Source organism: Sorangium sp. So ce1153 (genome assembly GCF_051521595.1).
GTDB lineage: Bacteria > Myxococcota_A > Polyangia > Polyangiales > Polyangiaceae > Sorangium.
In genome coordinates, this window is sequence record NZ_CP150361.1 from 3,947,776 (window position 1) to 3,970,742 (window position 22,967).

At 70.6% G+C, this 22,967-nt stretch carries 17 protein-coding genes; 11 read left to right on the forward strand and 6 right to left on the reverse strand.

The features are described from left to right. Window positions 1-81: 81 nt before the first annotated feature. On the reverse strand, window positions 82-1,158 hold the full coding sequence (locus WME85_RS13930) for a lysylphosphatidylglycerol synthase domain-containing protein (RefSeq protein WP_437838507.1): 1,077 nt from the start codon (window positions 1,156-1,158) through the stop codon (window positions 82-84). 483 nt (window positions 1,159-1,641) lie between these two features. Between WME85_RS13930 and WME85_RS13935 the strand changes: the two genes are divergently transcribed. Continuing rightward, window positions 1,642-2,913: a DUF1592 domain-containing protein gene (locus WME85_RS13935; RefSeq protein ID WP_437838509.1), complete on the forward strand. Its 1,272-nt coding sequence runs from the start codon at window positions 1,642-1,644 to the stop codon at window positions 2,911-2,913. A 35-nt stretch (window positions 2,914-2,948) separates the two neighbouring features. Here WME85_RS13935 and WME85_RS13940 read toward each other — a convergent pair whose 3' ends face one another. The 3 genes from WME85_RS13940 to rarD all read right to left on the reverse strand — a co-directional run bounded on the left by WME85_RS13940 (window position 2,949) and on the right by rarD (window position 6,525). Further along, on the reverse strand, window positions 2,949-4,040 hold the full coding sequence (locus tag WME85_RS13940) for a TauD/TfdA family dioxygenase (RefSeq protein ID WP_437838511.1): 1,092 nt from the start codon (window positions 4,038-4,040) through the stop codon (window positions 2,949-2,951). Window positions 4,041-4,165: 125 nt separating this feature from the next. Beyond that, window positions 4,166-5,131 carry an ABC transporter substrate-binding protein gene (locus tag WME85_RS13945; RefSeq protein ID WP_437838514.1) on the reverse strand — a complete coding sequence of 322 codons (966 nt, stop codon included), beginning with the start codon at window positions 5,129-5,131 and terminating at the stop codon, window positions 4,166-4,168. Window positions 5,132-5,598: 467 nt separating this feature from the next. After that, window positions 5,599-6,525 carry an EamA family transporter RarD gene (gene rarD, locus WME85_RS13950; protein WP_437838516.1) on the reverse strand — a complete coding sequence of 309 codons (927 nt, stop codon included), beginning with the start codon at window positions 6,523-6,525 and terminating at the stop codon, window positions 5,599-5,601. 664 nt (window positions 6,526-7,189) lie between these two features. Here rarD and WME85_RS13955 point away from each other — a divergent pair. Next, a complete protein-coding gene (locus WME85_RS13955) occupies window positions 7,190-8,767 on the forward strand; it encodes a CotH kinase family protein (RefSeq protein ID WP_437838518.1) in 1,578 nt (525 codons plus the stop codon). 279 nt (window positions 8,768-9,046) lie between these two features. Continuing rightward, complete coding sequence (locus WME85_RS13960; RefSeq protein WP_437838521.1) at window positions 9,047-9,430, forward strand: hypothetical protein; 384 nt, start codon at window positions 9,047-9,049, stop codon at window positions 9,428-9,430. Window positions 9,431-9,531: 101 nt separating this feature from the next. On the opposite strand, the gene WME85_RS13965 is transcribed toward WME85_RS13960, so the two are convergent. After that, window positions 9,532-9,903: a thioredoxin family protein gene (locus WME85_RS13965; protein WP_437838522.1), complete on the reverse strand. Its 372-nt coding sequence runs from the start codon at window positions 9,901-9,903 to the stop codon at window positions 9,532-9,534. Between the two features lie 100 nt (window positions 9,904-10,003). On the opposite strand from WME85_RS13965, the gene WME85_RS13970 reads away from it, so the two are divergent. The 6 genes from WME85_RS13970 (at window position 10,004) to WME85_RS13995 (ending at window position 18,101) form a co-directional block, all read left to right on the forward strand. Then, window positions 10,004-10,540: an RNA polymerase sigma factor gene (locus WME85_RS13970; protein WP_437838524.1), complete on the forward strand. Its 537-nt coding sequence runs from the start codon at window positions 10,004-10,006 to the stop codon at window positions 10,538-10,540. 90 nt (window positions 10,541-10,630) lie between these two features. Further along, on the forward strand, window positions 10,631-11,431 hold the full coding sequence (locus tag WME85_RS13975; RefSeq protein ID WP_437838526.1) for an N-formylglutamate amidohydrolase: 801 nt from the start codon (window positions 10,631-10,633) through the stop codon (window positions 11,429-11,431). 215 nt (window positions 11,432-11,646) lie between these two features. Beyond that, a complete protein-coding gene (locus WME85_RS13980; RefSeq protein ID WP_437838528.1) occupies window positions 11,647-12,261 on the forward strand; it encodes a helix-turn-helix domain-containing protein in 615 nt (204 codons plus the stop codon). Then, complete coding sequence (locus WME85_RS13985) at window positions 12,252-13,070, forward strand: SRPBCC family protein (protein WP_437838529.1); 819 nt, start codon at window positions 12,252-12,254, stop codon at window positions 13,068-13,070. The genes WME85_RS13980 and WME85_RS13985 overlap by 10 nt, the downstream gene beginning before the upstream one ends. A 217-nt stretch (window positions 13,071-13,287) precedes the next feature. Further along, window positions 13,288-16,581 carry a protein kinase domain-containing protein gene (locus tag WME85_RS13990; RefSeq protein WP_437838531.1) on the forward strand — a complete coding sequence of 1,098 codons (3,294 nt, stop codon included), beginning with the start codon at window positions 13,288-13,290 and terminating at the stop codon, window positions 16,579-16,581. Window positions 16,582-16,763: 182 nt separating this feature from the next. After that, window positions 16,764-18,101 (forward strand): serpin family protein, encoded by a 1,338-nt coding sequence (locus WME85_RS13995; RefSeq protein WP_437838533.1) that lies wholly within the window; start codon window positions 16,764-16,766, stop codon window positions 18,099-18,101. Between the two features lie 136 nt (window positions 18,102-18,237). Here WME85_RS13995 and WME85_RS14000 read toward each other — a convergent pair whose 3' ends face one another. Further along, window positions 18,238-19,029, reverse strand: a complete 792-nt coding sequence (locus tag WME85_RS14000; RefSeq protein ID WP_437842291.1) for a dienelactone hydrolase family protein — start codon at window positions 19,027-19,029, stop codon at window positions 18,238-18,240. Between the two features lie 377 nt (window positions 19,030-19,406). Here WME85_RS14000 and WME85_RS14005 point away from each other — a divergent pair, with 377 nt between their 5' ends. Both WME85_RS14005 and WME85_RS14010 read left to right on the forward strand, forming a co-directional pair. Next, window positions 19,407-20,516 carry a lipase family protein gene (locus tag WME85_RS14005; protein WP_437838535.1) on the forward strand — a complete coding sequence of 370 codons (1,110 nt, stop codon included), beginning with the start codon at window positions 19,407-19,409 and terminating at the stop codon, window positions 20,514-20,516. Between the two features lie 1,830 nt (window positions 20,517-22,346). Beyond that, window positions 22,347-22,910 carry a DUF6431 domain-containing protein gene (locus tag WME85_RS14010; RefSeq protein ID WP_437838537.1) on the forward strand — a complete coding sequence of 188 codons (564 nt, stop codon included), beginning with the start codon at window positions 22,347-22,349 and terminating at the stop codon, window positions 22,908-22,910. The last annotated feature ends 57 nt before the right edge of the window (window positions 22,911-22,967 follow it).

Below are 22,967 nucleotides of genomic sequence, written 5' to 3' on the forward strand. Positions count from 1 at the left end.
ATCGCGGCGGAATCCTGGCGGGACTTCTGACGCCGGTACGCAGTCCCTCGACGGCTGCCTCCACACCCTCCGAGGGGCGGCTCAGGGCGCCGGAGGCCTGCGGCGCCACGCGACCGTGGTGACGATGCCCGCGAGCGCGAAGGCCGCCTGGAGGAGGTGGACGAGCACGGAGATGGCGATCGCAGACCCCGCGGTGAGCCCGAGCAGCGGGGCGGCGAGCGTGAAGGCGCCGTCCGTGGCGCCGACCTGGCCGGGGATGAGGTCGCCGACCGCCGTGCCGGCCGCGCCCACCCCATACGCGGCGAGCGCGCGGACAGGGCCGCTCGCGGCGCCGACGGCGGCGAGGAGCACGGCGTACTGCGCGGCCTGGATCGCGCGGCCGGCGACGCAGGCGGCGAACGGCCGGGCCGGGACGGGCGCGTGCTCGCGGACGGCCTCGTGGAAGGAGGCCGCGGCGTGGCCGGCGCTGGCGAACCGCCGGGCGAGCCAGGCGAAGGCGGCGCGCTGCCGCGCCGCGAACGCGACGCCGAGGCCGCTCGCGACAAGGAGCGCGGCGTGCGCGAGCACACCGAGGGCGAGCGCCGAGGCGCCGCCGCCGATGCGCCAGATGGCCAGGGCGGCGAGGAGCGACAGCGGGGCCGCCGAGAGGAGCGCGAGCGACTGGTTCGCCGTGGCGATCGCGGCCGCGCGCGGGGCGCCGACGTGCGGAGAGAGGAGCGCCGCCTTGACCGCCTCGCCGGCCGCGCGGCCGGCCGGCATCAGCGCCATGACGGGGTAGGAGACGACGTGGATGCGAAGGAGCTCCGCGGGCGGGACGCTCCGCCGCGGGCAGAGCGCGCCCGTCGCGAGCGTCTCGCAGCCGACGCGCGCGGCCTCCAGCGCGACGAGGATGGGCAGGAACGGCGCGGCGCGCGTCACCGCCTCGAGCATCTCCGCCGCGCCGACGTGCCGGATGAGCGCGGCGAGGGCGCCGAGGCCGAAGACGCCGAGCGCCGCGTGAAGCAGCGCCCGGCGGCGCGCGCGGCGGGCGGCGGCGCCGCGGGCGGGCCGCGCGGGCAGCGGGGCGGGGGAGAGGGCCGCTCCCTCGCCGCCGCCCGCGCGCCCGGCGCCGCTGCCGGGACATTCCTCTGCCGCTCGGGCGGGAGGCAAGGGAGCCATGGGAAGGACCTGCGCTGCGAGGCGCGTGCCGGCGCCGTGTGCGCGCGGCGTGCGCACGCCGCGGCGCGACGTGGCGCGCGGCAGAGGCGCCCTGGGCGCGCCAGAGGCGCCCTGGGCGCGCCTCGCGGCGTGCGCGACGCACGGGACGAGGCCGGGCGAAACCACCGGCGGGCTCGGGGGGAGCAGGCTCCCGGCGGGCTCGGGCGGAGCAGGCTCCCGGCGGGCTCGGGGGGAGCAGGCTCCCGGCGGGCTCGGGCAGAGCAGGCTCCCGGCGGGCTCGGGCGGAGCTGGTTTCCTGCACGCGCGAGGGGAGCAGGGTTTCGGCGGGCGCGGGCGGGTGTGTACTCCGCGCTCGGATCCGCGCGTCGCACCAGGGAGAGCGAGCAGGAAAGGAGCGGAGTCAGGCGCGGATCTTCCTCATCCATCGGAGGGAGTCCGTGAGAGACTGCACTCCATCCCATGGCTTACTTGAATCGTGAATCGGTGCATCGTGGGAGAGTCGCGGCTCTCCGTCTCGGCACCGCAGCCGCGCTGCTGGCCGCCTCCGCGTGCGGCCTGGCCGCGTGCGGCTCGTCTCCGGACGACGCGGCGCTGATCGACGGCAAATCAGGCGCCGGGGCCTCGGGCGGCGCCGGGGGACAGGGGGGCGCCGGGGGCTCGGGCGCCGCGGGCGGCGACATCGTTCCTCCCGAGCTGCCCGACATCCCGCCGGCCACGCCGGACGTCATCGCGCCGCGCCTGACCAGGTTCCTCTGGAACGACGCGGCGCTCGCCGGCGAGATCAGCGGGCGCCTGAGAGCTCCCGTGGAGGCGCAGGCCGTCCAGGCGCTCGCGCGCGAGATGCTCCAGGATCCGCGCGCCAGGGACGGCGTGGGGCGCTTCTTCGGCTGGTGGCTGCGCTCGAAGCTGCTCAGAGACTTCACCCCCGAGGGCGAGCCCGTCGACGACCCCCTGCTCGCGTCGATGCGCGAGGAGGTCGCGGCGTACGGGAGCGCGGTCGTCCTCGACGAGGACGGCACCCTCGATACGCTGATGTTCGCGCCCTATACCTTCGTGGACGCGCGGCTCGCGGAGCACTACGGCATGACCGGCGTCGAGGGCGAGGAGCCGAGGCGCGTTCCGTACGGCTCGCCGAACCGGATGGGGCTCTTCACCAGCGCCTCGATCATGAGGACGTTCCGCAGCGCGTTCCCCATCACCTGGCCCGTCAAGCGAGGCTGGCTCGTCCGCTCCGCACTGCTCTGCACCGAGCTCCCCGATGGGTCGCCGGCCGAGGAGCTCAAGCTCGACCGCTCGATCCGCGAGCAGCTGATCGAGGCGACCGCTCCGGATACGTGCAGCCCCTGCCACAGCCAGCTGAACCCCCCGGGGTTCGCCTTTCTCCGGTTCGACAGCATGGGTCGCGAGCTCGTGAGCGACAACGGCGCGCCGTTCGACACCTCCGGCTGGGTGACCGGCGTGCCCGGCGAGCCCAGATACAGCGATGTCCGCGAGCTGCTCGAGATATTGAAAGAGCTCCCGGAGGTCCACCGCTGCATCGCGCAGATGGCGCTGCACTACGCGACCGATCCCCGCTCGGGCGCAAACACGGGCGCCCCGGCGGAGGTGGCGCCGCGCATCGGGGTGCTGTCGGAGGCCTTCGGCCGCTCGGGGCGCAACCTGCGCGAGCTGCTCATCGACGTGGTCGGGACACCCGAGTTCCTCGGCGAGCCGGAGATCACGTGGGGCTATCCGGATCCGAACCCGCTGCCGTGAGCGCCCGCGGGCCCTCGCGCGCGTGACCCCGCCGCTCACCCCGGAGCGAGCGGGGCGTGGAGGCGCGCGCCGGGGACGACGATGCCCCCGCGGTCGCCCGGCGTCAGCGCGCCGTAGCGCTCCCGGAACACCGGCGGCAGCGGCCGCGCGCCGGGCGGGGCGAGCCAGAGGCGGAGCAGGTGCCGCTTGCGATCCGGATCGGGCCAGTCCTCGAAGGCCGTCCGGTCGTGGAGCAGCGTGTGGTTGTGCACGAGCTGGATGTCGCCGGGGCGGAGCTCCATGGTCATGTGGAGCGCGGGGTCGTTGGCGAGGGCGTCGAAGAGATCGAGCGCCTCGACCTGCCGCGCCGTGAGCGGCGGGACGTCGGGGAAGCGGCGCGCCGACTCGATGTACTGCCGCTGATAGACGGCGGACAGGAGCCCAGCGTGCCAGTTGAACACCGGGATCCGGAAACAAGGCCTCTCGCCGGCCGGCACCTCGCCCCGGCGATCGGTCTCGATGGGCGCGAAGAGCGCCTCGACGAGGTCCGGGCGCGCCCGCCGCAGCTCGTTGTACAGCGTGACCGAGCTGACCAGCGCCGAGAGCCCGCCCGCCCTCGCGGTCCGGAGGCAGAGCAGCGCCACGACGTCGCAGGAGTCGGTGTGGAAGGTCTGCCGCTCGCGCGTCTGGTAGATGCGCACGCTCGGGTCCTGGCTCGACACGCCGAGGTCCTTCACGTGCCCGAGGACGTGCCCGCTCGCGTTCTGCGAGCGCGCGCTCCCCAGGTGGCTGCCGATGCCGAGGAACGCGATCGCGGCCGCGCGGAGGTCGCGGCGCTCGAGCCAGCCGCCGCGCAGCCCGCGGAGGAGGGCGAAGCCGCGGCCGTCGAGCACCTCGGCGAGCACGCGGCGGAGGCGCGCGGCGAGCGACGGCAGCGGGAAGTCCTCGCGGCGGATCTGGGCCGGGTCGGCGCCGGTCTCGGCGAAGCGCCGGACGGCGGCCTCGACCTCGTCGACCTCGGCCGGCGTGAGGTGCTCGATCCAGACATCGCCCTGTGAGATCGCGGGGCCGTACCAGGCCGAGGGGCCGTCGATCCACGGGGGGATCTGCGAGAGGTCGGTTGTCGGTGTGGTCTCTTCGGAGCTCATCGTCTCGCCTCCGGGCGCGGCGCGCGAGGCGCCTTGCCCGGAGGCGCGCGCGCCGGAGCGCACGCTTATCGCAAGGCGGGCCGGGGCGCACGCGCGGCGCGCCTCCGGACCGGCGCCTCGCGCGATCAGCCCTTCGGCTTGCCGTTCGCGTCCCACTCGGCCCAGAAGCGCTCGAGGCCGAGGTCCTTGAGCGCCCGGTTGAGGAAGCGCCGGTCGATCCACGGCTCGACGTCGTAGGCGTTCCTGATCAGGCCGAACTTCTTCGAGTCGGCGACCGCCGCCTTGTAGCGGGCAACGGCGTACTCGTCGAGCAGGGGGCTCGCGTTCTGCTTCATGTCCTCGCCCTGCTGCGATTCCTTGTAGTTCGCGAAGGGCGTGCCCGACTTCGACCACAGCTGGAAGACCTGCGTCCGGTTCTTCTCGTCTGCGACCCACGCCGCGGACTTGACCGCGAGCGTGATGATCCGCTGCACGACCTCGGGGTGATCGTTGATGAAGCCCTCTCGCGCGACGATGCCCGAGTTGCTCGGGTAGGTCGGCGAGTCGCCCTTCGTCGAGTAGACGATCTTCGCGATCCCTTGGTCGCGCAGGGAGAGGTAGTCGGTGCCGCCGAAGACAGCGTCGATGTCCTTCGTGGCGATCGCCGCCTTGGCCGTGGACGCGTCCATGCTGATGGCGCGGACGTCCCGCTCGGTGAGCCCGTGGCCCTCGAGGATCCGGTTCGCGGACAGCTGCGTGGCCGTGCCCTTCTGGAAGGCCACCCTCTTGCCGCGCAGGTCGCGGACGCCGTTGATGGGGGAGTCGGAGGGCACCACGAGGTATGCGTGGCCGCGCCGGCTGGCGCTCGCCAGGAGCCGCGTCTTGAGTCCGCTCGCCCGGCCGACGACCGAGGGCAGGTGCCCGTGGGTCCAGATGTCGAGCAGGTCGTTCGCGACGGCCTCGTTCACGGCCGGACCGGCGCCGCGGAAGAAGTTCCACTTGACCTCGATGCCGTCCTTCTTGAACTCCTCGGCGAGGCTGCCCTGGAGGTGCAGCAAGGAGAAGAAGCTGCCTCCCGTGACGGGGCGGTTGCCCACGCCGACGCCGGGCACGCCGACTCGGATGACACTCGGCCCAGCGGCGTGGGCTTTGCCTGCGAGGAGCGCTCCGGATACAGCGGCCGCAGCGCCCCCCAAGAACTGACGTCTATGCATGGCGCGCCCGGTATGCAGCGGGTGTGCCGGCATCTCGGGGGCCTTCATTTCACGGGGTGAGCGCCGCGCGGTGCTGCTCCGGGAGCAATGGATCCGCAGGCGATGCTGCTGGCGCCGCACGGCGAGGCGCGCGCGCCGCTTGGGCTGGCAGGGGCGGCGCCAGGGGAAGTAGGGTGTGGGTTCGTCCCCGGGTGCACGGGAGGTCGTGCCGGGTTACCCAGCCCGGAAACCCGTGCTCGTCGCGCGGCGCGGGACCCTGCGGGGGTGTCGTGACCCTCGCGCCTACGAGGCATTCGGGGCTGATCATTCTGGAACGATCAGTCCAGAATGCGCCGCAGGAGCGCGGCTGGGATCGAGCATGGTTGTCAGCCGGCGCTCGCCCTTCGCCCGCGGCGCGCGCGCAGCGCGGCGTCGGCGCTGAACAGCGCGAGCCCGGCCCAGATGCAGGCGAAGCTCACGGCCTGGGTGGTCGTGAACGGCTCGCCATAGACCAGCACGGCCAGCAGGAACTGGCCGCTCGGCGCGAGGTACTGGAGAAAACCGAGGGTGGTCAGCGACAGGCGGCGCGCCGCGTTCGTGAACCAGACGAGCGGCAGCGCGGTGATGATGCCCGTCGCGGCGAGGAGGACGTGCGTCCGCAGATCGGCGCGGCCCATCGCGCCGGCGCCCTGCGCGTGGAGGGTGGCCAGGTAGGCCGCGCCGAGCGGGGCGATGAACAGGGTCTCCAGGGTGGAGCCAGGGAGCGAGTTGACGGCGGCGACCTTGCGCAGGAGGCCATAGACACCGAACGTCGCGGCCAGTCCCAGCGCGATCCAGGGGACTGAGCCCGCGCGCACCGCCAGGTGAACGACGCCCGCGGCGGCGAGGCCGAGCGCGAGCCACTGCGCCGGGCGCAGCCGCTCGCGCAGGAAGACCATGCCGAGGAGCACGCTGAGCAGCGGGTTGATGAAGTAGCCGAGGCTCGCGTCGAGCACCCGCCCCACGGCGACGGCGTAGATGAACAGCACCCAGTTCGCCGAGACGAGCGCCCCGGTCGCCGCCATGGCCCCGACGACGCGCCGGTCCCGCAGCGCCGCGCCGAGCGCGCGGAGCTGCCCCGTGGCGAGCGTGAGGACCGCGAACGCGAGCAGGCTCCACACCGTGCGGTGGGCCAGGATCTCGACCGCGCCGACGTGGCGGAGCTGCTTCCAGAACACGGGGACGACGCCCCAGGAGCTGTAGGCCGCGACGCCGTAGACCACGCCCCACGCAGCCTCCCGGCGGCTGTCGTGAGCGTTCTCGGGCGTGTGCATGAACGGTTGTGCCTTCCGAGGTGCGATGCGCCGCGCTCGACGCAGCCGCCACGCGGCGCTGCTCGCGTCCGGCCGGCGGTGAACATGTCCAAATCGGCTGCAAATTTCAAGCGTCTTCTGAGGGATGGGTGTGCCGCGCGACTCGCCTTCTCTTCAGGGAATGCCGTTGCATCCTCCCTCCGCTGGGTGGCTGCAGCGGTGAACGGCGCCGATCCCGGGGCGGTGCGCAGCGCCACGCGACGCCGACAACATCGATGTTCAGGTCGCGCTCGCGCCACGAGGGCGACATCGACCAGCGCCGGCCGATACCCCGTAACCCGAGCTCGTCGCTGAGTGAACGGGAGCTCTGATCGGGTTGTCGAGCCCAGAAGCCACTGCTCGCCGGGCGGTGCGGCTACCCCGTTGAATTCAGGTGACCTCAGAATTCCCGCTCGTGCGCGCCGAAGCGCCGCGCGAGAAACGGGTAGCGCCGCAGCCCTGTGTGTCAGTACAATGACGAGAGCTTGAAGTGTTGATGAGGTTCACAGTGAAAAATAGCAACACGGACAAACGCACGCGCTTTGCCTGGCTTCACCGTTCCGTCTCTCTCGCCCTCCTGGCTGTGTGCGTTGCCTGTGGTCAGGCACCGGACGGCCCCGGCAGCTCTGGCGATGACAACACGCCGGTGAACCCATCTCTGGTCGGCGATGTCGCGTTTTCCACGCCGAGCCAGACGTTCAGGGACCAGATCCAGGTCGGGATGACCACGACCCTCGAAGGGGCCGAGATCCGCTACACGGTGGATGGGCAGCCGCCGACCGCGGCCTCGACGCTGTACACGGGCGAGCCCGTGACCCTCACCGCCACGACGCAGATCCGCGCGCAGGCGTTCGTGGGGGGCGCCGCGCGCGGCGCGGTGAGCACGGGCCTCTACATCGCGCGCACCATCGACGCGACCTCCGACATCCCGATCATCATCGTGGACGGTTACGGCACGGGCAAGCCGACCGATAAAGAAGTCTACTTCGACGCGGCGGTGATGATCTGGGAGCCGGTCAACGGCGTGGCCTCGATCGCCTCGCTGCCCACGATGGCAATGCGCGCGGGCTATCACGTGCGCGGTCAGTCGTCGATGAACTTTCCGCAGACGCCGTACAAGCTCGAGCTGTGGGACAACGACGGCAAGGACCTCGACTACTCGGTGCTGGGCATGCCCGCCGACTCGGACTGGGCGCTGATCCCACCCTTTTACGACCGCACGTTGATCCGCAATCCGTTCACCTACTCCCTCGGCCAGGAGATGGGGCTGGAGGCGCCGCGCAGCGAGTTCGCCGAGGTCTACCTGAACTACGACGCGCGCCCCCTCGGCGACGCGGATTACCAGGGCATCTACTGGGTCTCGGAGACGATCAAGAACAACAAGGCCCGCACCGATCTCGCGCAGCTCGAGGAGGAGGACCGGGGGCTGCCCGACATCAGCGGCGGCTACATCTTCAAGTTCGACCAGGCCGCCGCCGAGGAGCCGCTGCTCACCTGCACGGGCTCGGATCCTCTCCCGGGGTTCGGAGGCTTCGGCGGCCCGCGTCCGGGCTCGGAGAGCGGCGGCACGTGCTGGGTCGATCTCGAGGTCGTGGACCCCGACCCCCTGAACGACGAGCAGAAGACCTGGCTGACGCAGTATATCCAGCAGTTCCACGACGCCGTTCACCAGACGCCCATCGGCGATTACGCGGCGTACATCGACGTGCCGTCGTTCATCGACTACCTGATCATCAGCGAGCTGACGCTCAACGTCGACGCTTACGTGCGGAGCGCCTTTTATCACAAGGATCGCGATCAGAAGCTCAAGGCCGGCCCGCTGTGGGACTACAACTTCGCGCTCGGCGGTGTCGGCGCCAAGAGCGCGACGCCGGAGTCGGAGCGAGACACAGGCTGGCGCTTCAGCGGCCAGAGGAACGTCAACAACTGGTATCAGAAGCTCACCGCGGACCCGGGTTTCATGGCGCAGGTGAGGGCGCGCTACACGGAGCTCCGCGGGACGCTCCTGTCCGAGGCGGCGCTCGAGCAGCGCATGAACAGCCTGAGCGCGCCGCTCTCGCAGGCCGTGGTCCGCGATTACGAGAAGTGGCCGGTGTCGAGCGTCATCGAGTCGGAGACCGGCTTCGTGGGCGGCCCCACCGTGCCCACGTGGGAGGGCCAGCTGCAGGTCATGCGCGACTTCCTGCGGGAGCGGCTCGCCTGGATGGACGCCAACCTGCCGTGACACGGCCGGCGCCGGCCGCCGATGGATACCCCTGCTCGTGCGCCCGCCGACGCGCGCGCCGAGCTCGCCGCTGCGCCGTGATGTCCGCGTGGCACCTGCGTTGCTGGGCGCGGGGCGCGGCGCCGGAAGTGCGCCGAGCACAGCGAGGTAGGCATGCGAAGTATCTACTCTGTGGCAGCGGCAGCGGTCTGTGCGGCGACGCTGGTCGCGTGCATGGATCATTCGACCGAGGGGACACAGCCTGGAGAAAGGGAGCCTGGAGAGACAAAGCCGGAGGAAATGGGGTTCGTCACCGTCCACTGGGCGATCGAGGACAAGACCGAAGCCGAGCAGTGCAAGGCATACGGCGCCAAGGCGGTCGAGCTGGTGCTCATCAACACGAAGGACAACCACGTCACGAAGCAGGTGGTCCCGTGCGAGCGTTTCGACGCGAGCGTGCAGGTCACCGCGGATGACTACGTCGGGACGCTGACGCTCGTCGACGAGAACGGCAAGCCGGTCAGCGATCCGCTCCCGGTAGGCCCGTTCGAGGTCTCCGGGACCGAGGAGGCGACCCGCACGGTCAGCTTCCCCGCCGCCGACCAGCAGCGCGACACGCGGGGGGATCGCGGCACGCAGCGGGATCGCGGCGCGCAGCGGGACCGCGACAGGCAACGACGGTAGCGCGCGGGCGGACCGCGCCACCTGCGCGACCTCCCCGCGCGAACCTGTTCGGGCCCGCCCGCCGCAGCGTCACCGGGCCAGGGAGAGCGGCCGTGCCGCCGTCACGCCGGCGACGGCGCCCGCTCCCCCCGCGCCGCCCCGGGGAGCCCTCGCCCTTCGACGAGCTTCAGCAGCTTCTCCTTCGTGGTCAGCCCCACGTGGCGCGCCACCTCCTTGCCCGCGTCCAGCGCGACGACCGTCGGGAACGCGCGCACGTTGAAGCGGCGGGCGAGCGCCGGGCAGCGGTCGCCGTCGACCGCCACCACCCTCAGGCGCCCGGCGCCCTCCTCCGCCAGCCGGTGCAGGATCGGCGCGAGCGCGCGGCACGGCGGGCACCACGTCGCGGTGAACTCGACCAGGACAGGCACCCCGGCCTCCAGCACCTCGGCGTCGAAGCTCAGATCGTCGACCTCGTGGACAGCATTCGTGGACATTGCGCGATCCTCCATGCCTGGCCAGGTCTCGACATCGGCGACCATTACAGCCCTCGACGCTGTAATGTGGGCGCGGCTCGAGACCTGACCTCCGTAGACCATGGACGCCCTCAAGCACGCGGACGACATCCTGAGCCATGTATCGCACCTTGTGCGCTCGGAGCGCTCGGCGCTCGCCGCGCTGGCGCGCGCGGAGGGGGTGACGCCCGAGGACGCTGTCGACTGCGTGCAGGAGGGGCTCTGCACGCTGCTCACCCTCGCGCACCGGGGCGAGCTCCCGGAGGACGCCGGCGCGTGGGGGGGTCTGCTCGCCGGCATCGTGCGCAACGCCGCGCGCAACCGGCGCCGCCGTCACTTCCGCGCGCGGCCGCACGAGGACGTGGACGCGCACCCGGAGGCCGCGGGGGAGGCGCTGGCGACCGACGAGGCGATCGCGCGCGCCGAGGAGCACGTCCGCCTGCGCGCGTGCGTCGAGGAGCTCTGCGAGATCCAGAAGGCGGTCGTGACGCTGCGCATGCTCGAGGAGCAGCCGGGAGAGGACGTGGCGCGCGCGCTCGGCATCTCCGCCGGCCACGTCGCGGTCCTCCTGCACCGCGCGAAGCTCGCGCTGCGCGCCTGCATGACGGCGCCTTCCTGATCCGCGCGGCGCCGGCCCCTGCACGACGGCGCCTTCCTGATCCGCGCGGCGCCGGCCCGCCCGGGTCTGCTATGTCTCGGGCGAGACGCCATGAGCTCCCCTCCGCCTGCCTTGCGCATCCTTGCGCCCGACGAGCCGCCTGCGTTCGAGGTGGTGAACCCTGACGGCCGGTCCAGCGCGGTCCTGCTCTGCGATCACGCCTCCAACGCGGTCCCGCGGAGCCTCTCCGAGCTCGCCATGCAGGAGGAAGCGCTCAGCCAGCACACCGGCTGGGACATCGGCGCGGCGCTCCTCTCGCGCCGCCTCTCCGCGCTCCTCGACGCCGCGCTCGTGCTCTCTGGCTATTCGCGCCTGGTCATCGACTGCAACCGGCCGCTGGGCTCGCCGACCTCCATCCCCGAGATCAGCTGCGGCGTGCCCATCCCCGGCAACACCATCGGCCCCGACGAGGCCAGGGCGCGCGCCGAGGCCTGCTTCTGGCCCTACCACAACGCGATCGCCGCGCTCCTCGACGCGCGGCGGGACCGCGGGGAGGCCACGGCGATCCTCAGCGTCCACAGCTTCACGCCCTCGATGTTCGGCCAGGACCGGCCCTGGCACGCGGCCGTCCTCTACGGGCGCGACCGGCGGCTCGCCGCGCTGTTCCTCGAGGCGATGCGGCGCGAGCCCGGGCTCTGCGTCGGCGACAACGAGCCGTACCGCATCACCGACGGCGGAGACTTCGGGATCCCCATGTACGGCGAGGCCCGCGGCCTGCCGGCCGTGCTCCTCGAGATCCGCCAGGACGGCCTGCTCAGCGCCGAGGGCGTGGAGGCCTGGGCGCAGCGCCTGGCGGCGATCTACCGGCAGATCGAGGCGGGGGGCCTCCTCGCCGCCGGCAGCAGCGCCTGACCGCGGCGCGGGGGCCGTGCCGCCGGCGGGTGACCGAGAAGGTCGCGGGACAGCCCGCGCCGCCGCGCCGGCCGGCGTGGCGATGACGCTGTAGCGGCGCGCCCGAACACCGGCCGCGCGACGCGGCGAGGTGCGTCTCGGCCAGCGCCTCGCGCCGGGGAAGCGCGGTCGCGCGATCCTTGACAAGAAAAGTTGTCAAGGATAGGTACAGCCGTGTGCTCGACGTCGACGTCATCGAGGATCCGGCTGCGGCGGTGGCGGCGCTCGAGCCTGTCAGGAGCCGGCTGCTCTCCGAGCTGGCGGCGCCGGCGTCCGCGGCGGCGCTCGCCGCGCGGCTCGGGATCGCGCGCCAGAAGATCAACTACCACCTGCGCGCCCTCGAGGCGCACGGGCTCGTGCGCGTGGCCGAGACGCGCCGGTGGGGTGGGCTGACGGAGCGCCTGCTGGTCGCGAGCGCGGCTTCCTATGTCGTGTCGCCCGGCGCGCTCGGGCCTGCCGCTGCGGATCCGGCGCGCGCTGCGGACCGCCTCTCCGCGAGCTACCTCATCGCGCTGGGCGCCCGCGTCGTGCGCGAGGTCAGCGATCTCCTGCGGAGGGCGCGGGAGGCCGACAAGCACCTCGCCACCCTGGCGATCGACACCGAGGTTCGTTTCCGCTCTCCGGCCGAGCGCGCCGCGTTCAGCCAGGAGCTCACCCGCGCCGTGACGTCGCTCGTCTCGCGCTACCACGATGAGTCGGCGCCCGGCGGGCGGCCGCACCGCCTTGTGATCGTCGCGCACCCCACACCCACACCCAACGAGACATCCCGAAAGGAGCCAACATGCCAGTGAGAAAAGAGGCGTCTGGACGCCGGTCCGTGCAAGCCGAGGTCGAGGTCCCCGGCAGCCCCGAAGAGGTATGGGAGGCGATCGCGACCGGGCCCGGGATCTCGTCGTGGTTCGTGCCGAGCGAGGTGGAGGAGCGCGAAGGCGGCACGACCGTCTCTCACTTCGGCCCGGGATCGAGCATGGATGCGGTCGCGAAGATCACGACCTGGGATCCGCCTCGCCGGTTCGCCGCCGAGAGCCCGGAGGCCATGGGGCCGGGCAGCGCGACTGTCGGCACGGAGTGGATCGTGGAGGCGCAGTCCGGCGGCACGTGCGTCGTGCGCGTCGTTCACAGCTGGTTCGCGAGCACCGATGACTGGGACAACCAGTTCGAGGGCCACGCGCACGGCTGGGCGGCGTTCTTCCGCATCCTGCGGCTGTATCTGTCGCACTTCCGCGGTCGACCTTCCGTGGCATTCCAGCTGATGGGCGCCGCCCCCGGGCCCCACGCCGCGGCGTGGGACGCGCTGGTCGGTCCGCTCGGGCTGGCGGGCGCCGCCGAGGGACAGCGGGTGAGCACCTCCGCCGGCGCGCCGCCCCTCGCCGGCGTGGCCGAGCGCGTCGGTCCGAGCGAGTTCCCGGAGCTGCTGCTCCGGCTCGAGGAGCCGGCGCCGGGGATCGCGCACCTCTTCGCGCTGCCCATGGGCGGACAGATCTTCCTGCCGATCCGCGTCTACCTGTATGGCGACCAGGCCAGGGACGCAGCGGCGCGCGCCGAGCCGTCGTGGCAGGCGTGGATGGCTGAGCGGTTTCCCGGTCCACAGGCCGGTTGAGACGCCAGCTCGCCTGGAGATGGGAGTCAGCCCACGCTGATCAACCGCCTCCCCGAGCGGGGGGCGCTCGACGCATACGGGCCGCGCGAACACCGCCTCGCGCGGCGGTCACCGCCTGAACATACTGGCTCCGTGCCCGCCAGCGTCACGCCTCTCGGCCTTGCGCTGGATGGCGGCCCCGTTGACCCGCGGTCCTGTTCGCGCGAGCCTTGCTGCGATGCTCCTCGCTGGCCAGCACATCGACCGCTACCTCATCGTCGAGCGGATCGGCGCCGGAGGCATGGCCCAGGTCTACCGCGCGAAGGATCAGGTGCTCGGGCGGGACGTCGCCCTCAAGCTCATTCGTCCGGAGATCGCTCAAGGCGCCGAGGGGCGGCAGCGCTTCCTGCGCGAAGCCCAGGCCATCGCGCGGCTCGAACACCCCGGCATCGTGCGGATCTACGACGTGGGCGTCGCAGACGGCGTGGGCCCTTTCTTCGTGATGGAGCTGCTGCGCGGTGGAAGCCTGGCAGAGCTCGTGCGTGGGAACCAAAAGCTCCCGCCGGGCGACGTGGTCCGCATCGTGGCGGAAGCCGCGGAGGCGATCCAGGCTGCTCACGACGCAGGGATCATCCACGGGGACGTCAAGCCGGGCAACATCGGCTTCGCGGTGTCGGGCGCCGCGGTCGGCGTGAAGGTCCTGGACTTCGGGATCGCCCGGTTGATGGGCGCAGGCGAGCGCGAGGATGCCCCGGAGATAGTCCTCGGGACACCTGGCTACATGGCTCCGGAGCTCCTGCTCGGGCAGGGCGCCTCGACAACGACAGACATCTACGGGCTGGGCCTCGTGGCCCGCGAGGCGCTCACCGGAGCGCAGCCGATCGGTGCAGCTGACTTGCGGAGCTTGCTGGCCTTGTCAAAGGACAGCGACGAGCCCTCGCTCGCGCTCGACAGCTCCGTCCCGGAGCCCCTGCGCGCGCTCGTCCAAGACATGATCGCCCGCAATCCCGCGCGCAGGCCCAGCTCGATGGAGGAGGTGGCCCGGCGCGCGCGGGAGATCGGGAGCCTGCTCGGCCAGCCCGCGGAGCTCCCGGTGAGCAGGCAGTCGTCAGCCTCCTTCTCGCTGAAGGGCCTGCTCGGTCTGGCGAACGAAGCCGGCGTCGAGGCGGCGGTGCCAGGGTTGGAGGCGCTCGAGACACTCGCGCCCAAGCAGGTCTCGCCGCCGCCCCATGGGGCGCGTCGCGAGGCGCCGTCCGCCCCGCCGCGCGCCGCCGTGGCCGTCGAGCGCGCGCCGGTGGTCGAGCCCGTGCCGCTTCCTTCGCCGGCGGATCTCGTCAGGGCCGCGTTGCCCGCCGAGCTGCGCCCGCATCACGAGGCCATCACGCGCTTCTTGCTCGCCACGTTCCAGAACATAGAGCCTGCGGACGCGCGCGGCGTCCTGCGCCTATCGAGCCCTTCCCGTGGACAGGTCGGGGACTATCATTTCTTCGCCCTCTTCATGGCCGGCGTCTCGCGAGGCGCGGAGGACAAGCTCGGCACGAGGACGTTCCTCAACTATGCCATCCCGCTCGAGGGGCGACTCGCTTCGTTCGCGAGGGAGGAGCGCAAGGTCGTCGTCACCATCGTGGACTCGCCGGAGCTGGGCGCCGGTGTCCGCCGGAAGATCTTCGAGTACCGCAAGGCGTACAGCGCGCATGTCGTGCCCCTGCACGTCGTCGAGGTGCGCAAGGCGGACCGCGAGGGGCGCGCGGCGGAGCTCTTCGATGATCGTCTGTCGGAATACCATACCCGCGAGGATGTCTTCGCGAGCCGCGACGCGGTGCGCGACCCGACGCGCTTTTATGGGATGAAGCGCGAGCTCGCCGAGCTCTCGGCCGCGCTCGACCGCGACGTGGCGTTCGTCGCGGTCACGGGGCCGCCCGGATCAGGCAAGACATCGCTCGTGAACATGGCCGAGTACGGCCTGGAGGGGCTCCGCGCGATCCGCCTGCGCGCGAGCGAGGCCGCCGAGCGCAGGGCGCTGGCGTTCGCCGAGGAGATTCTCCGGCACCTCGATCCCGGCGGTGAGGCCACGAGGGCAGAAGGGGCGCTGGGCGAACGGATCCAGCGCGCCGCCGAGAACGCCCACGAGGCAGCCCGGAAGGAAGGGAGAAGGGCCTTGCTTGTCCTCGAGGACTCCGACTGGCTGCTCTCGCCGCTCGTCGATCCGGGCGCGGCCGCGGAGGCGCAGCGAGAAGCGCGCGAGCTCGTCTCCGCGCTCGGCCGAGAGGCGCGGCGCGGCACGCTCGGCGTGGTCTTCACCGGCTTCTATGGGTTCATCCTGGAGAAGCGCAGCATGCTCGGCTGGGACAATCCGGCCGCCGCCATCGCGAAGATCCTCCGGATCGAGCGGTTGGACCTGCCGGCGATCGCGCGGATGCTCCGGGATCTCGGCGCAGAGATCAACGTGGAGCTCGATGCGGACGCGCTCGCGGAGGTCCACGCGCTGTCCGGGGGGAACATCGACCTCGCGCGGCGGCTCACGAGCGGCGCGCTCGAGCGGGAGGCCCGGCGAGGCGGGCGGCCGCGGCCGCTCGAGGCCATCACCGTACGACGCGAGGCGGTGCGCGAGGCGGCGCGCGCGCTGGAGGTCTTGCCGGGGACGTTCGAGAGGACGGTGATGGCATTGCTCTCGGCCGTGGACCGGTCCGTGCTGCAATACATCGCCGCGAAGCGACCCCGATCGGTGCGCCACGTGAAGACGGCGCTCGCCGGGATGCTGTCGCCCGGCGCCTGCGCCGAGGCCGTCGACCGGCTCCACGAGATGGGGTTCGTCGAGGTGAAGGACGGCCGCGTACGGATCGCGATTCCGCTGCTCGAGGCGTGGGTGAAGCAGCACCTCGAGAACACGCCCGGCGAGGTGCGCAAGAGCCGACAACGGCGCGCGCAGATCCTGGCGATCGGCGCGTCGCTCACGGCGCTCGCGTTCGGGGCCTACTGGACGTGGTTCCGGTCCAGGAGCGTGCTCAGCGCTCCCCAGGCGCTGGAAGGCTGCACCTACCAGGTCCGGGCTCCGGAGCGCGGAACTGCCACGGATACGCTTTCGATCTACGTGTTTCGCCATTGCGAGGTCGGGGCGGATCCGGGGCCGATCGATCTGTTCGTGGACATGGGGACCGTGGCCAAGATCTACGGCCAAGACGGCGGCAAGTCCGACCTCATGCGCTGCAAGCCCGGGACCGATTGCCGCATGGTCGAGGTGCCGGTGACGCTGGTCTCGCCGGGCGAGGACGACTATCGGCTTCGCGCGGAGGTGATGTCGAAGGCGAGCCAGGCCAGGCTTGTCGTGGATCTCCGGATCAAGGATGATCCCCTCGCCGCGATCAAGCGGACCTTTGACGGCGCGATCAAGGTGGCCACGGCCGTGCCTGCGCTCGTGAGCGTGCTGGTCGCCTTTCACCGCGACGTGCTCGAGGCGCTGCGGCGCCTGCTGGGCTCATCCCGGGCGGAGGAGACGAGCGGGACCACCACCGGTCCCGGTGGGGGTGCTTGAGCGGCGTGGGCTCGGGTTCGGGCCGGGATCGTGTGCCAGACCGGGCCAGCCCTTTCGCTGGATGTCAGGGTTCGGCCGCGCGTGGCGTGCGGCGGCTCTGGCGCGCCGCGCGTGCCGTCTCTGAACCGCAGGAGCCCGCGCTCGGGGGCCGGCGCGGCACGGCGAATGCTCGGCGGGGCGGCATGCTACGAACCCTTCGAACATTCGCTCCGCTCTTCGTCCTGTCTCTGGCCGCGATCCTCGGCTGCGAGACATCCACCGACCCGAAGGAGGACCCGAACCCCGACCCCGGGGGCGAGGCGTGCGACGACACGCCCGGATGCGTGGTCGCCTCGGACAAACAGCGCATCTCGACCCCGGACGTGCCGGCGGAGGACGGGGCGGCGCTCGTCTCGGGCAACTCCGCGTTCTCGCTCGACCTCTACCAGCAGCTCCGCGGAAAGCCAGGCAACGTCTTCTACTCGCCCTACAGCATCTCGACCGCGCTCGCGATGACGTGGGCTGGCGCGAAGGGCGAGACCGAGACGGCCATGGCCGGCACGATGCACTTCGACCTCGGGCAGGACAGGCTCCACCCGGCGTTCAACTGGCTCGACCAGGAGCTCGAGAGCCGCGGTCAGGGCGCGCAGGGCGCGGACGGAAAGGGCTTCCGCCTCAACGTCGTGAACGCGCTCTGGGGGCAGATCGGCTACCGGTTCGAGGCGCCCTTCCTGGACACGCTCGCGCTGAACTACGGCGCCGGGATGCACGTCGTGGACTTCGTGGGCCAGAAGCAGGAGTCGGTCGATCTCATCAACGGCTGGGTCAGCGAGCAGACCGAGGGCAAGATCGAGAAGCTGGTGCCCGTCGAGGCGATCACCGTCGAGACGGTGCTGGTCCTCACGAACGCCATCTACTTCAACGCGGCGTGGCGCACCCCGTTCGAGACCACCGCGACGGAGGACGGCGAGTTCGTGACGGCCGACGGGACCGAGGTGACGGTGCCCCTGATGCACCGCGGTCTGGAGATGCCGTACGCCGAGGGCGACGGCTACCAGGCGGTCGCGATGCCCTATGACGGGGACGAGCTGTCGATGGTGATCGTCCTGCCGGAGAAGGGCACGCTCGACGCGTTCGAGGCGTCGCTCGACGCGGCGAAGGTCGACGGCATCGTCGGCGCGATGAGCGAGCACCTGGTCATCACCACGATGCCCAAGTTCAAGTTCGAGTACCAGCTGAGCCTCAAGGAGACGCTGGAGGCGATGGGGATGGAGGTCGCGTTCACGCCCGGCGTCGCGGACTTCACCGGGATCAACGCCCAGGGACAGCCCTACATCCAGGACGTCATCCACAAGGCGTTCGTCGGCGTGAACGAGGCAGGCACCGAGGCGGCGGCCGCGACAGCGGTCATCGTCGGCGACGAGTCGGCGCCCGAGCAGGTGTCGCTCGCGCTCGTGAATCCGTTCCTGTTCTTCATCCGCGACAACGCGACCGGCAGCATCCTGTTCGTCGGCCGCATCGCGGACCCCAGCGCGAGCTGATCGCGGACAGACCCGTTCCTCCCGCTGCGCGCGACGTGCACACCGGGATTCGTCAGGGTCATCTGTCGTCGGGTCGAAACAATCACATCGGCCGGCTCGGTGCGGCGGAGCTGCGCGGCAACTTCCCGCAGCAGTGCTAACTGCTCGCCTCGAGGAGACGCTCGCGGAGAAAGGCGAGGAGACGCGCCAGCGCCATGCGCGTCGGGTGGCCGTCGCGATCGACCAGATCGACGGTCAGGACCGAGTGGGCATCACTCGGGATCCCGTATGGATTCCCTTCTGACGAGTCCAGCTCGAGCCTCTCGAAGCCGTCTCCGAGCTCGGCGGCGAGCCGGTCGAAGCGCTCTTTCGGAGAAATCGAGTCACGGCTGAAGCGGAGCCCGAGCACCGGCGTGCCCGCCGCGACGCGCTTTTTGACGACGTCGAGCTCGGTGTCCGAGAGCTGGAGAGCGACCCGCTGCGCGCGCAAAAAGGGTGCGGGCAGCGCCGGGTGGCATACCACGGGCGCCGCGATCACCGGATCGACCATGAGCGCCAGCGCGAAGTTCCCAGTAAGGCACATGCCGATCGCGCCGACGCCCTTGCCCCCGAGCTCCGCGTGCACCGCACGGCAGAGGGCGCGCACCCAGTCGGTGATGGGGCTCCGCCGCCTCGTCGCAAAGCTGTTGAAATCACGGCTTATGGTGACGCGAACTGCGGCTTCGAGGTCGTAAAGGCACGACCCCTTCTTGCCCGGCGTCCCCATCAGGCTCGGCATGAAGACGGTGAAGCCGGCGTCCGCCACCCGCGCGCCGAGCGCGATGTCCTCGGGAATGAGGCCTGGCAGCTCGTGGAGGATGACGACGCCTGGGCCGGCTCCGCGGCGATACACCTTCCGCGTGACGCCGCCATGCTGAAACGATGTCTCCGCAAAGCCGTAGAGCGACACATCGGGCAAGATAGCATGCGTTCGCGCGCGAAGCGAGGCAGCGGCTATCAAATCCCGCTATCCCTGTACTCACGCGAGGGCCGGACATTGCCGACATTCATGATGGGCGGGAAGAAGGCCGGTCGGTAGAGCTCCCTATCCGCGGAGGAAGCAAGTCGTGGCCTCGGCGCGGCCATGGGCGCCGTCGGACGCCGCGTAGAGGGAGCGCCTCACCTTGCGCTCGCTCGTCCGCGGCAACACGAGAACCCGCAGCGGCGAGCCTCGACTGGAGGCCCTCCAGTCCGCACCATGGAGTCGCAAACCGGTCTCGTGGAGACGTCGGGAAGGGCACGGCGTGGACCTCCGTGCCGTTGGTTCGCTCCTAGAGGAGAAGGAAGATGAGCAAAAAAGGCAGGAGGAGAGTGAAGGCGGAGCACGGGGATTTCCAGGACCCCACGGTTCCGGTCAAGGGGCAACATCCTCAAGTGGGCACCACGACGCCCCCTTTTCCGGAGGTCACCGCATCAGCGGAATTCGCGCAGCTCCTGGGCCCCACCGACGAGTCGGAACACCTCGCGAGGGCAACATACATCCTCGCGCAACTCTCCGCGTGGGCGTATGCAGAGCGCGCAGATTTCGACCGTGTGTTGGTCCAGATATTGGGAAACGCGGTCAGGTCTCACAGCTTCTCCCTCACCAACGACGCGCTCCTCGTCAACGCGCATGCCTACCTGGTTGTGATCGATGTAACGGTCGAGGAAGGGAAGCCGCCGAAGCACATCGGCATCCTCGTCTTCCGGGGGACGTCCTGGGGGAGCGCTCTCGACTGGGTGATCGACGCGAGCGTCGAGACCACGCAGTTCGGGGACTACGGCCATGTGCACAGCGGCTTTATGCGAAATGTCTGGCGGCTCGGAAGTACGATCCGCGAAACGCTCCGCAATGAACTGCTGAAGACGAAGAGTCCGATCGACGTGCTCTACGTGACCGGGCACAGCCTCGGGGGCGCCATAGCCGCCCTGACGACGGTGATGCTGTGGGCCGATCGAGGGGATGAGGAGCTCCGCCGAGCGTTTCAGGGTAAGTTCCGCGGCTTGTATACATTCGGAGCACCGGCGGTCGGAGATGCAACGATGGTGAACGCGCTTTCGCCTAAGCTCGTGGCCCGAACCTACATGCACGTCTACGAGAACGACATCGTGCCGCGTATGCCGCCCTTGTCGACGGGGAACTTCCAGCACTTCGGGACGACGTACCATAGCACCGCCGAAGGCTGGGTGCGTGGGGAGACCGTCAGGCAGGCATACACCGGGATCCTGGCCAACCTGTTAGGGGTGTTCCCTTTCGCGCTCAGGCTCTTCACCGCCACGAGATGGGTTAATCCCGCCCTCTCGTTCGTGACCGAGTATATCCCCTTCACGCGATGGTTTGTTCTCTCGTGGGCTGACCACTCCCCCATCAATTACCTCAGATGCTCCCAGATCAGCACCCTTCCTCCCGCGGGCTGAAGAGGGAGGTGGCCCCGAGTGCACGCACGGATAAATTGCTGATACAGCGTCACTTTTCCAGTGCGTCCCTCCGGACCGACCGGCGCACGCCGTCGTGACGGCGCTCACGCGGCGTTCGCCGCACGGGCGCGAGGGTTCACTGCCACCTACAGCTCCAGGCAGCCGTGCTCGCCCACCAGGTTTCGGGCTGCGCCAGCACGCGGGCTGCGCCAGCACGCAGACTCGGACCCGGGATCTGCCTCGTCGGCCTGGTGCCCGTCGTGGAGCTCCGTCTCTGCGAGGTCATCCGCGATGCCTCGCGTCAAGGGGGTGCATGCCTGCCTTCGGCCGGGGGGCGCTCGCCGTGCGCCATCTCGCTGACATGGAGGCGGCCTCGCACTGAGAGTCGTCCCAGGTACCCAAACCATACCAGTTACTGGCAGCCGAGTAGTGTCGGCACGAAGATATCAGCGCTCGTTGCTGGCTGGCAGGTCGTTCCAGGAGGGCAGTCCCCTCCGCCGTGACACGCGATCTGCTGGAATGACGCGGAGCACTCGGAAGCTGCAATACACGCTGTGCTACCGAAGAGAGCGGCTCCAACACCGATGCAGCATACCTCACCATCGGAACAGTCTTCTGGCCCGTCGCACTTCATATAGACGCCGTGACCGTTTGTCGGATCGAGGCATGCGTCTACCTCTTCAGCGCAACTCGCTGATAAGGGACAGCAGACCTGTTCGCAGGTAACGGCGTCACAGGCAATGGCTACTTTGGCTTGTGTGTCTGAAGAGCTCGGGGCCTCCTCGGTCCCGCTGCACCCGGTCAGGAGGAGGGCGAGGACAGGGCTGAGTGCATGCGGGAGTTTGCGGCGTACCATGTCGCCATAATACCTGACGCAGTGGTCTGGGCGGACGATCTGGCGGCCGGTCGGTGGAGTCCGGTCGCTACCCCGAAGAAATTTAATCGGGACGTAGTATATGCCGCGTCCGTTCGCCTGGCTTCGGGCTGTGCAGTACACCGGTTCGGACCCGAGGTCGGCCCCACCGGCCTGGTGCTCGCCCTGGAGCCCCGTGGAGCCCCGTACCCTGGCGTTACCCCCCGCGCCCGTGTCCGATAGTCTCGCTCACACCGGACCTGCCCCAAATCCAGCGTAGCCGAAATTTGTCAGGTCACACGCAGGGCACACGCTAAAAAAAGGACACGGCTCTCACCGTGTCTTTTTAGTGGAGGCGCCGGGAATCGAAACGCCTGCCGAGGGTCGGGATCCGCAGGGATCGCGTAGGCTTCCGCATGCGACGGGAGCGGCAAGCGTGCCGACGACGGCGGCTAAGTGCGCGAAATCTCGTGAGCCGGACGAATCCCGGACGAAATCGGCGGACCCGCGTATTACCGCGCCCCCCCAGAAGTGGAGTTCGCCCCGATCTCGATCCCTGTTCGTTATGGCTATTCCCTGAGTGGTCCGTGCTCCTCCCTCATGGAGTCGGTGCGGACCAGGGAGAGGGAGCCGGGGTGGATGCAGCGGCTCCAGCGTCGGTCGGCGCTCGCCGTCGTTCATTCCGTACTATCACCAAGAATTCTCACAAAATCTTGGACCCAAGACCGCATCGCTTCGGTCGTCATGGATTCCGGTTCCTTGTCCCCAATTACCAGTGCACTTTGCACCACGTCAGCACCGCCGCCGACGTAAGGCCGGGCCGACGGAGCGGAGCATTGGCGCGAGGCCGGCCACAAAATAGGTGACGAGGGGATGCGTGTTGTGGCGACCCGTCCTCCCCTCGTCGTGCTCCGAGCACCATGCAGGAGCGGAGCTCATGCAGGATCGTTCAAGCCGACGTGGATATCAAGCGCTGGATGACGGTGCTGCCAACGGTTGAGCACCTGCGGCCGGCGCGCTGTCCCTGCTGTGACGCGGCCGGCCGACCCGTCGACGGTCCGCTGGGGATGCGGGGCCACGGCCTGCGCGAGCGTCAGGTGTACGGCCCGCGCGAGGCGGGCGGCGCTCCGCAGCAGGTCACGGTGCAAGCTCGGCGCTACCGCTGCAGCGCCTGCCGCGCAGTCGTGCTCGTGGTGCCCCGCGGGCTGCTGCCCCGGCGGCGCTACTCCGCGGCGGCGATCGGCTGGGTGCTCGCGCGCATCGGAGTCGACGGCGCAACCACGCCGGCCGTCCGCGCCGAGGTCTGCTGCTCCACGATTCTGGGCGTCGCGGCGGCCGAGCGGTGGCTCGCGCCGTCGCGATGGATCGAGGCCAGTCGCCGCGGACAGCTGTTCCCCCGGCTCGGGCGCCATGGCGCGGAGAGCACCCGCGCGCAGGTCGCCGAGCGGACGGCGATGCAGCTCGTCGCGCTGTCGCCGCGAGGCCGCGCAGCCGATCGTGCCGCTCACCTGGCGTTCCGCGGCGCCGCGCTCGCCGCGTGATGCCCATCCGCAGGCGAACGCGAGCTCTGACGACTCCACCGCACAGGATCGGGCACG

Bases quoted from the DNA above. Each gene is read 5' to 3' on its own strand.
- WME85_RS13930 (WP_437838507.1), bottom strand. From the start codon at position 1,158: ATGGCTCCCTTGCCTCCCGCCCGAGCGGCAGAGGAATGTCCCGGCAGC.
- WME85_RS13940 (WP_437838511.1), bottom strand. From the start codon at position 4,040: ATGAGCTCCGAAGAGACCACACCGACAACCGACCTCTCGCAGATCCCC.
- rarD (WP_437838516.1), bottom strand. From the start codon at position 6,525: ATGCACACGCCCGAGAACGCTCACGACAGCCGCCGGGAGGCTGCGTGG.
- WME85_RS13960 (WP_437838521.1), top strand. From the start codon at position 9,047: ATGGGGTTCGTCACCGTCCACTGGGCGATCGAGGACAAGACCGAAGCC.
- WME85_RS13965 (WP_437838522.1), bottom strand. From the start codon at position 9,903: ATGTCCACGAATGCTGTCCACGAGGTCGACGATCTGAGCTTCGACGCC.
- WME85_RS13970 (WP_437838524.1), top strand. From the start codon at position 10,004: ATGGACGCCCTCAAGCACGCGGACGACATCCTGAGCCATGTATCGCAC.
- WME85_RS13975 (WP_437838526.1), top strand. From the start codon at position 10,631: ATGAGCTCCCCTCCGCCTGCCTTGCGCATCCTTGCGCCCGACGAGCCG.
- WME85_RS13985 (WP_437838529.1), top strand. From the start codon at position 12,252: ATGCCAGTGAGAAAAGAGGCGTCTGGACGCCGGTCCGTGCAAGCCGAG.
- WME85_RS13990 (WP_437838531.1), top strand. From the start codon at position 13,288: ATGCTCCTCGCTGGCCAGCACATCGACCGCTACCTCATCGTCGAGCGG.
- WME85_RS13995 (WP_437838533.1), top strand. From the start codon at position 16,764: ATGCTACGAACCCTTCGAACATTCGCTCCGCTCTTCGTCCTGTCTCTG.
- WME85_RS14005 (WP_437838535.1), top strand. From the start codon at position 19,407: ATGAGCAAAAAAGGCAGGAGGAGAGTGAAGGCGGAGCACGGGGATTTC.
- WME85_RS14010 (WP_437838537.1), top strand. From the start codon at position 22,347: ATGACGGTGCTGCCAACGGTTGAGCACCTGCGGCCGGCGCGCTGTCCC.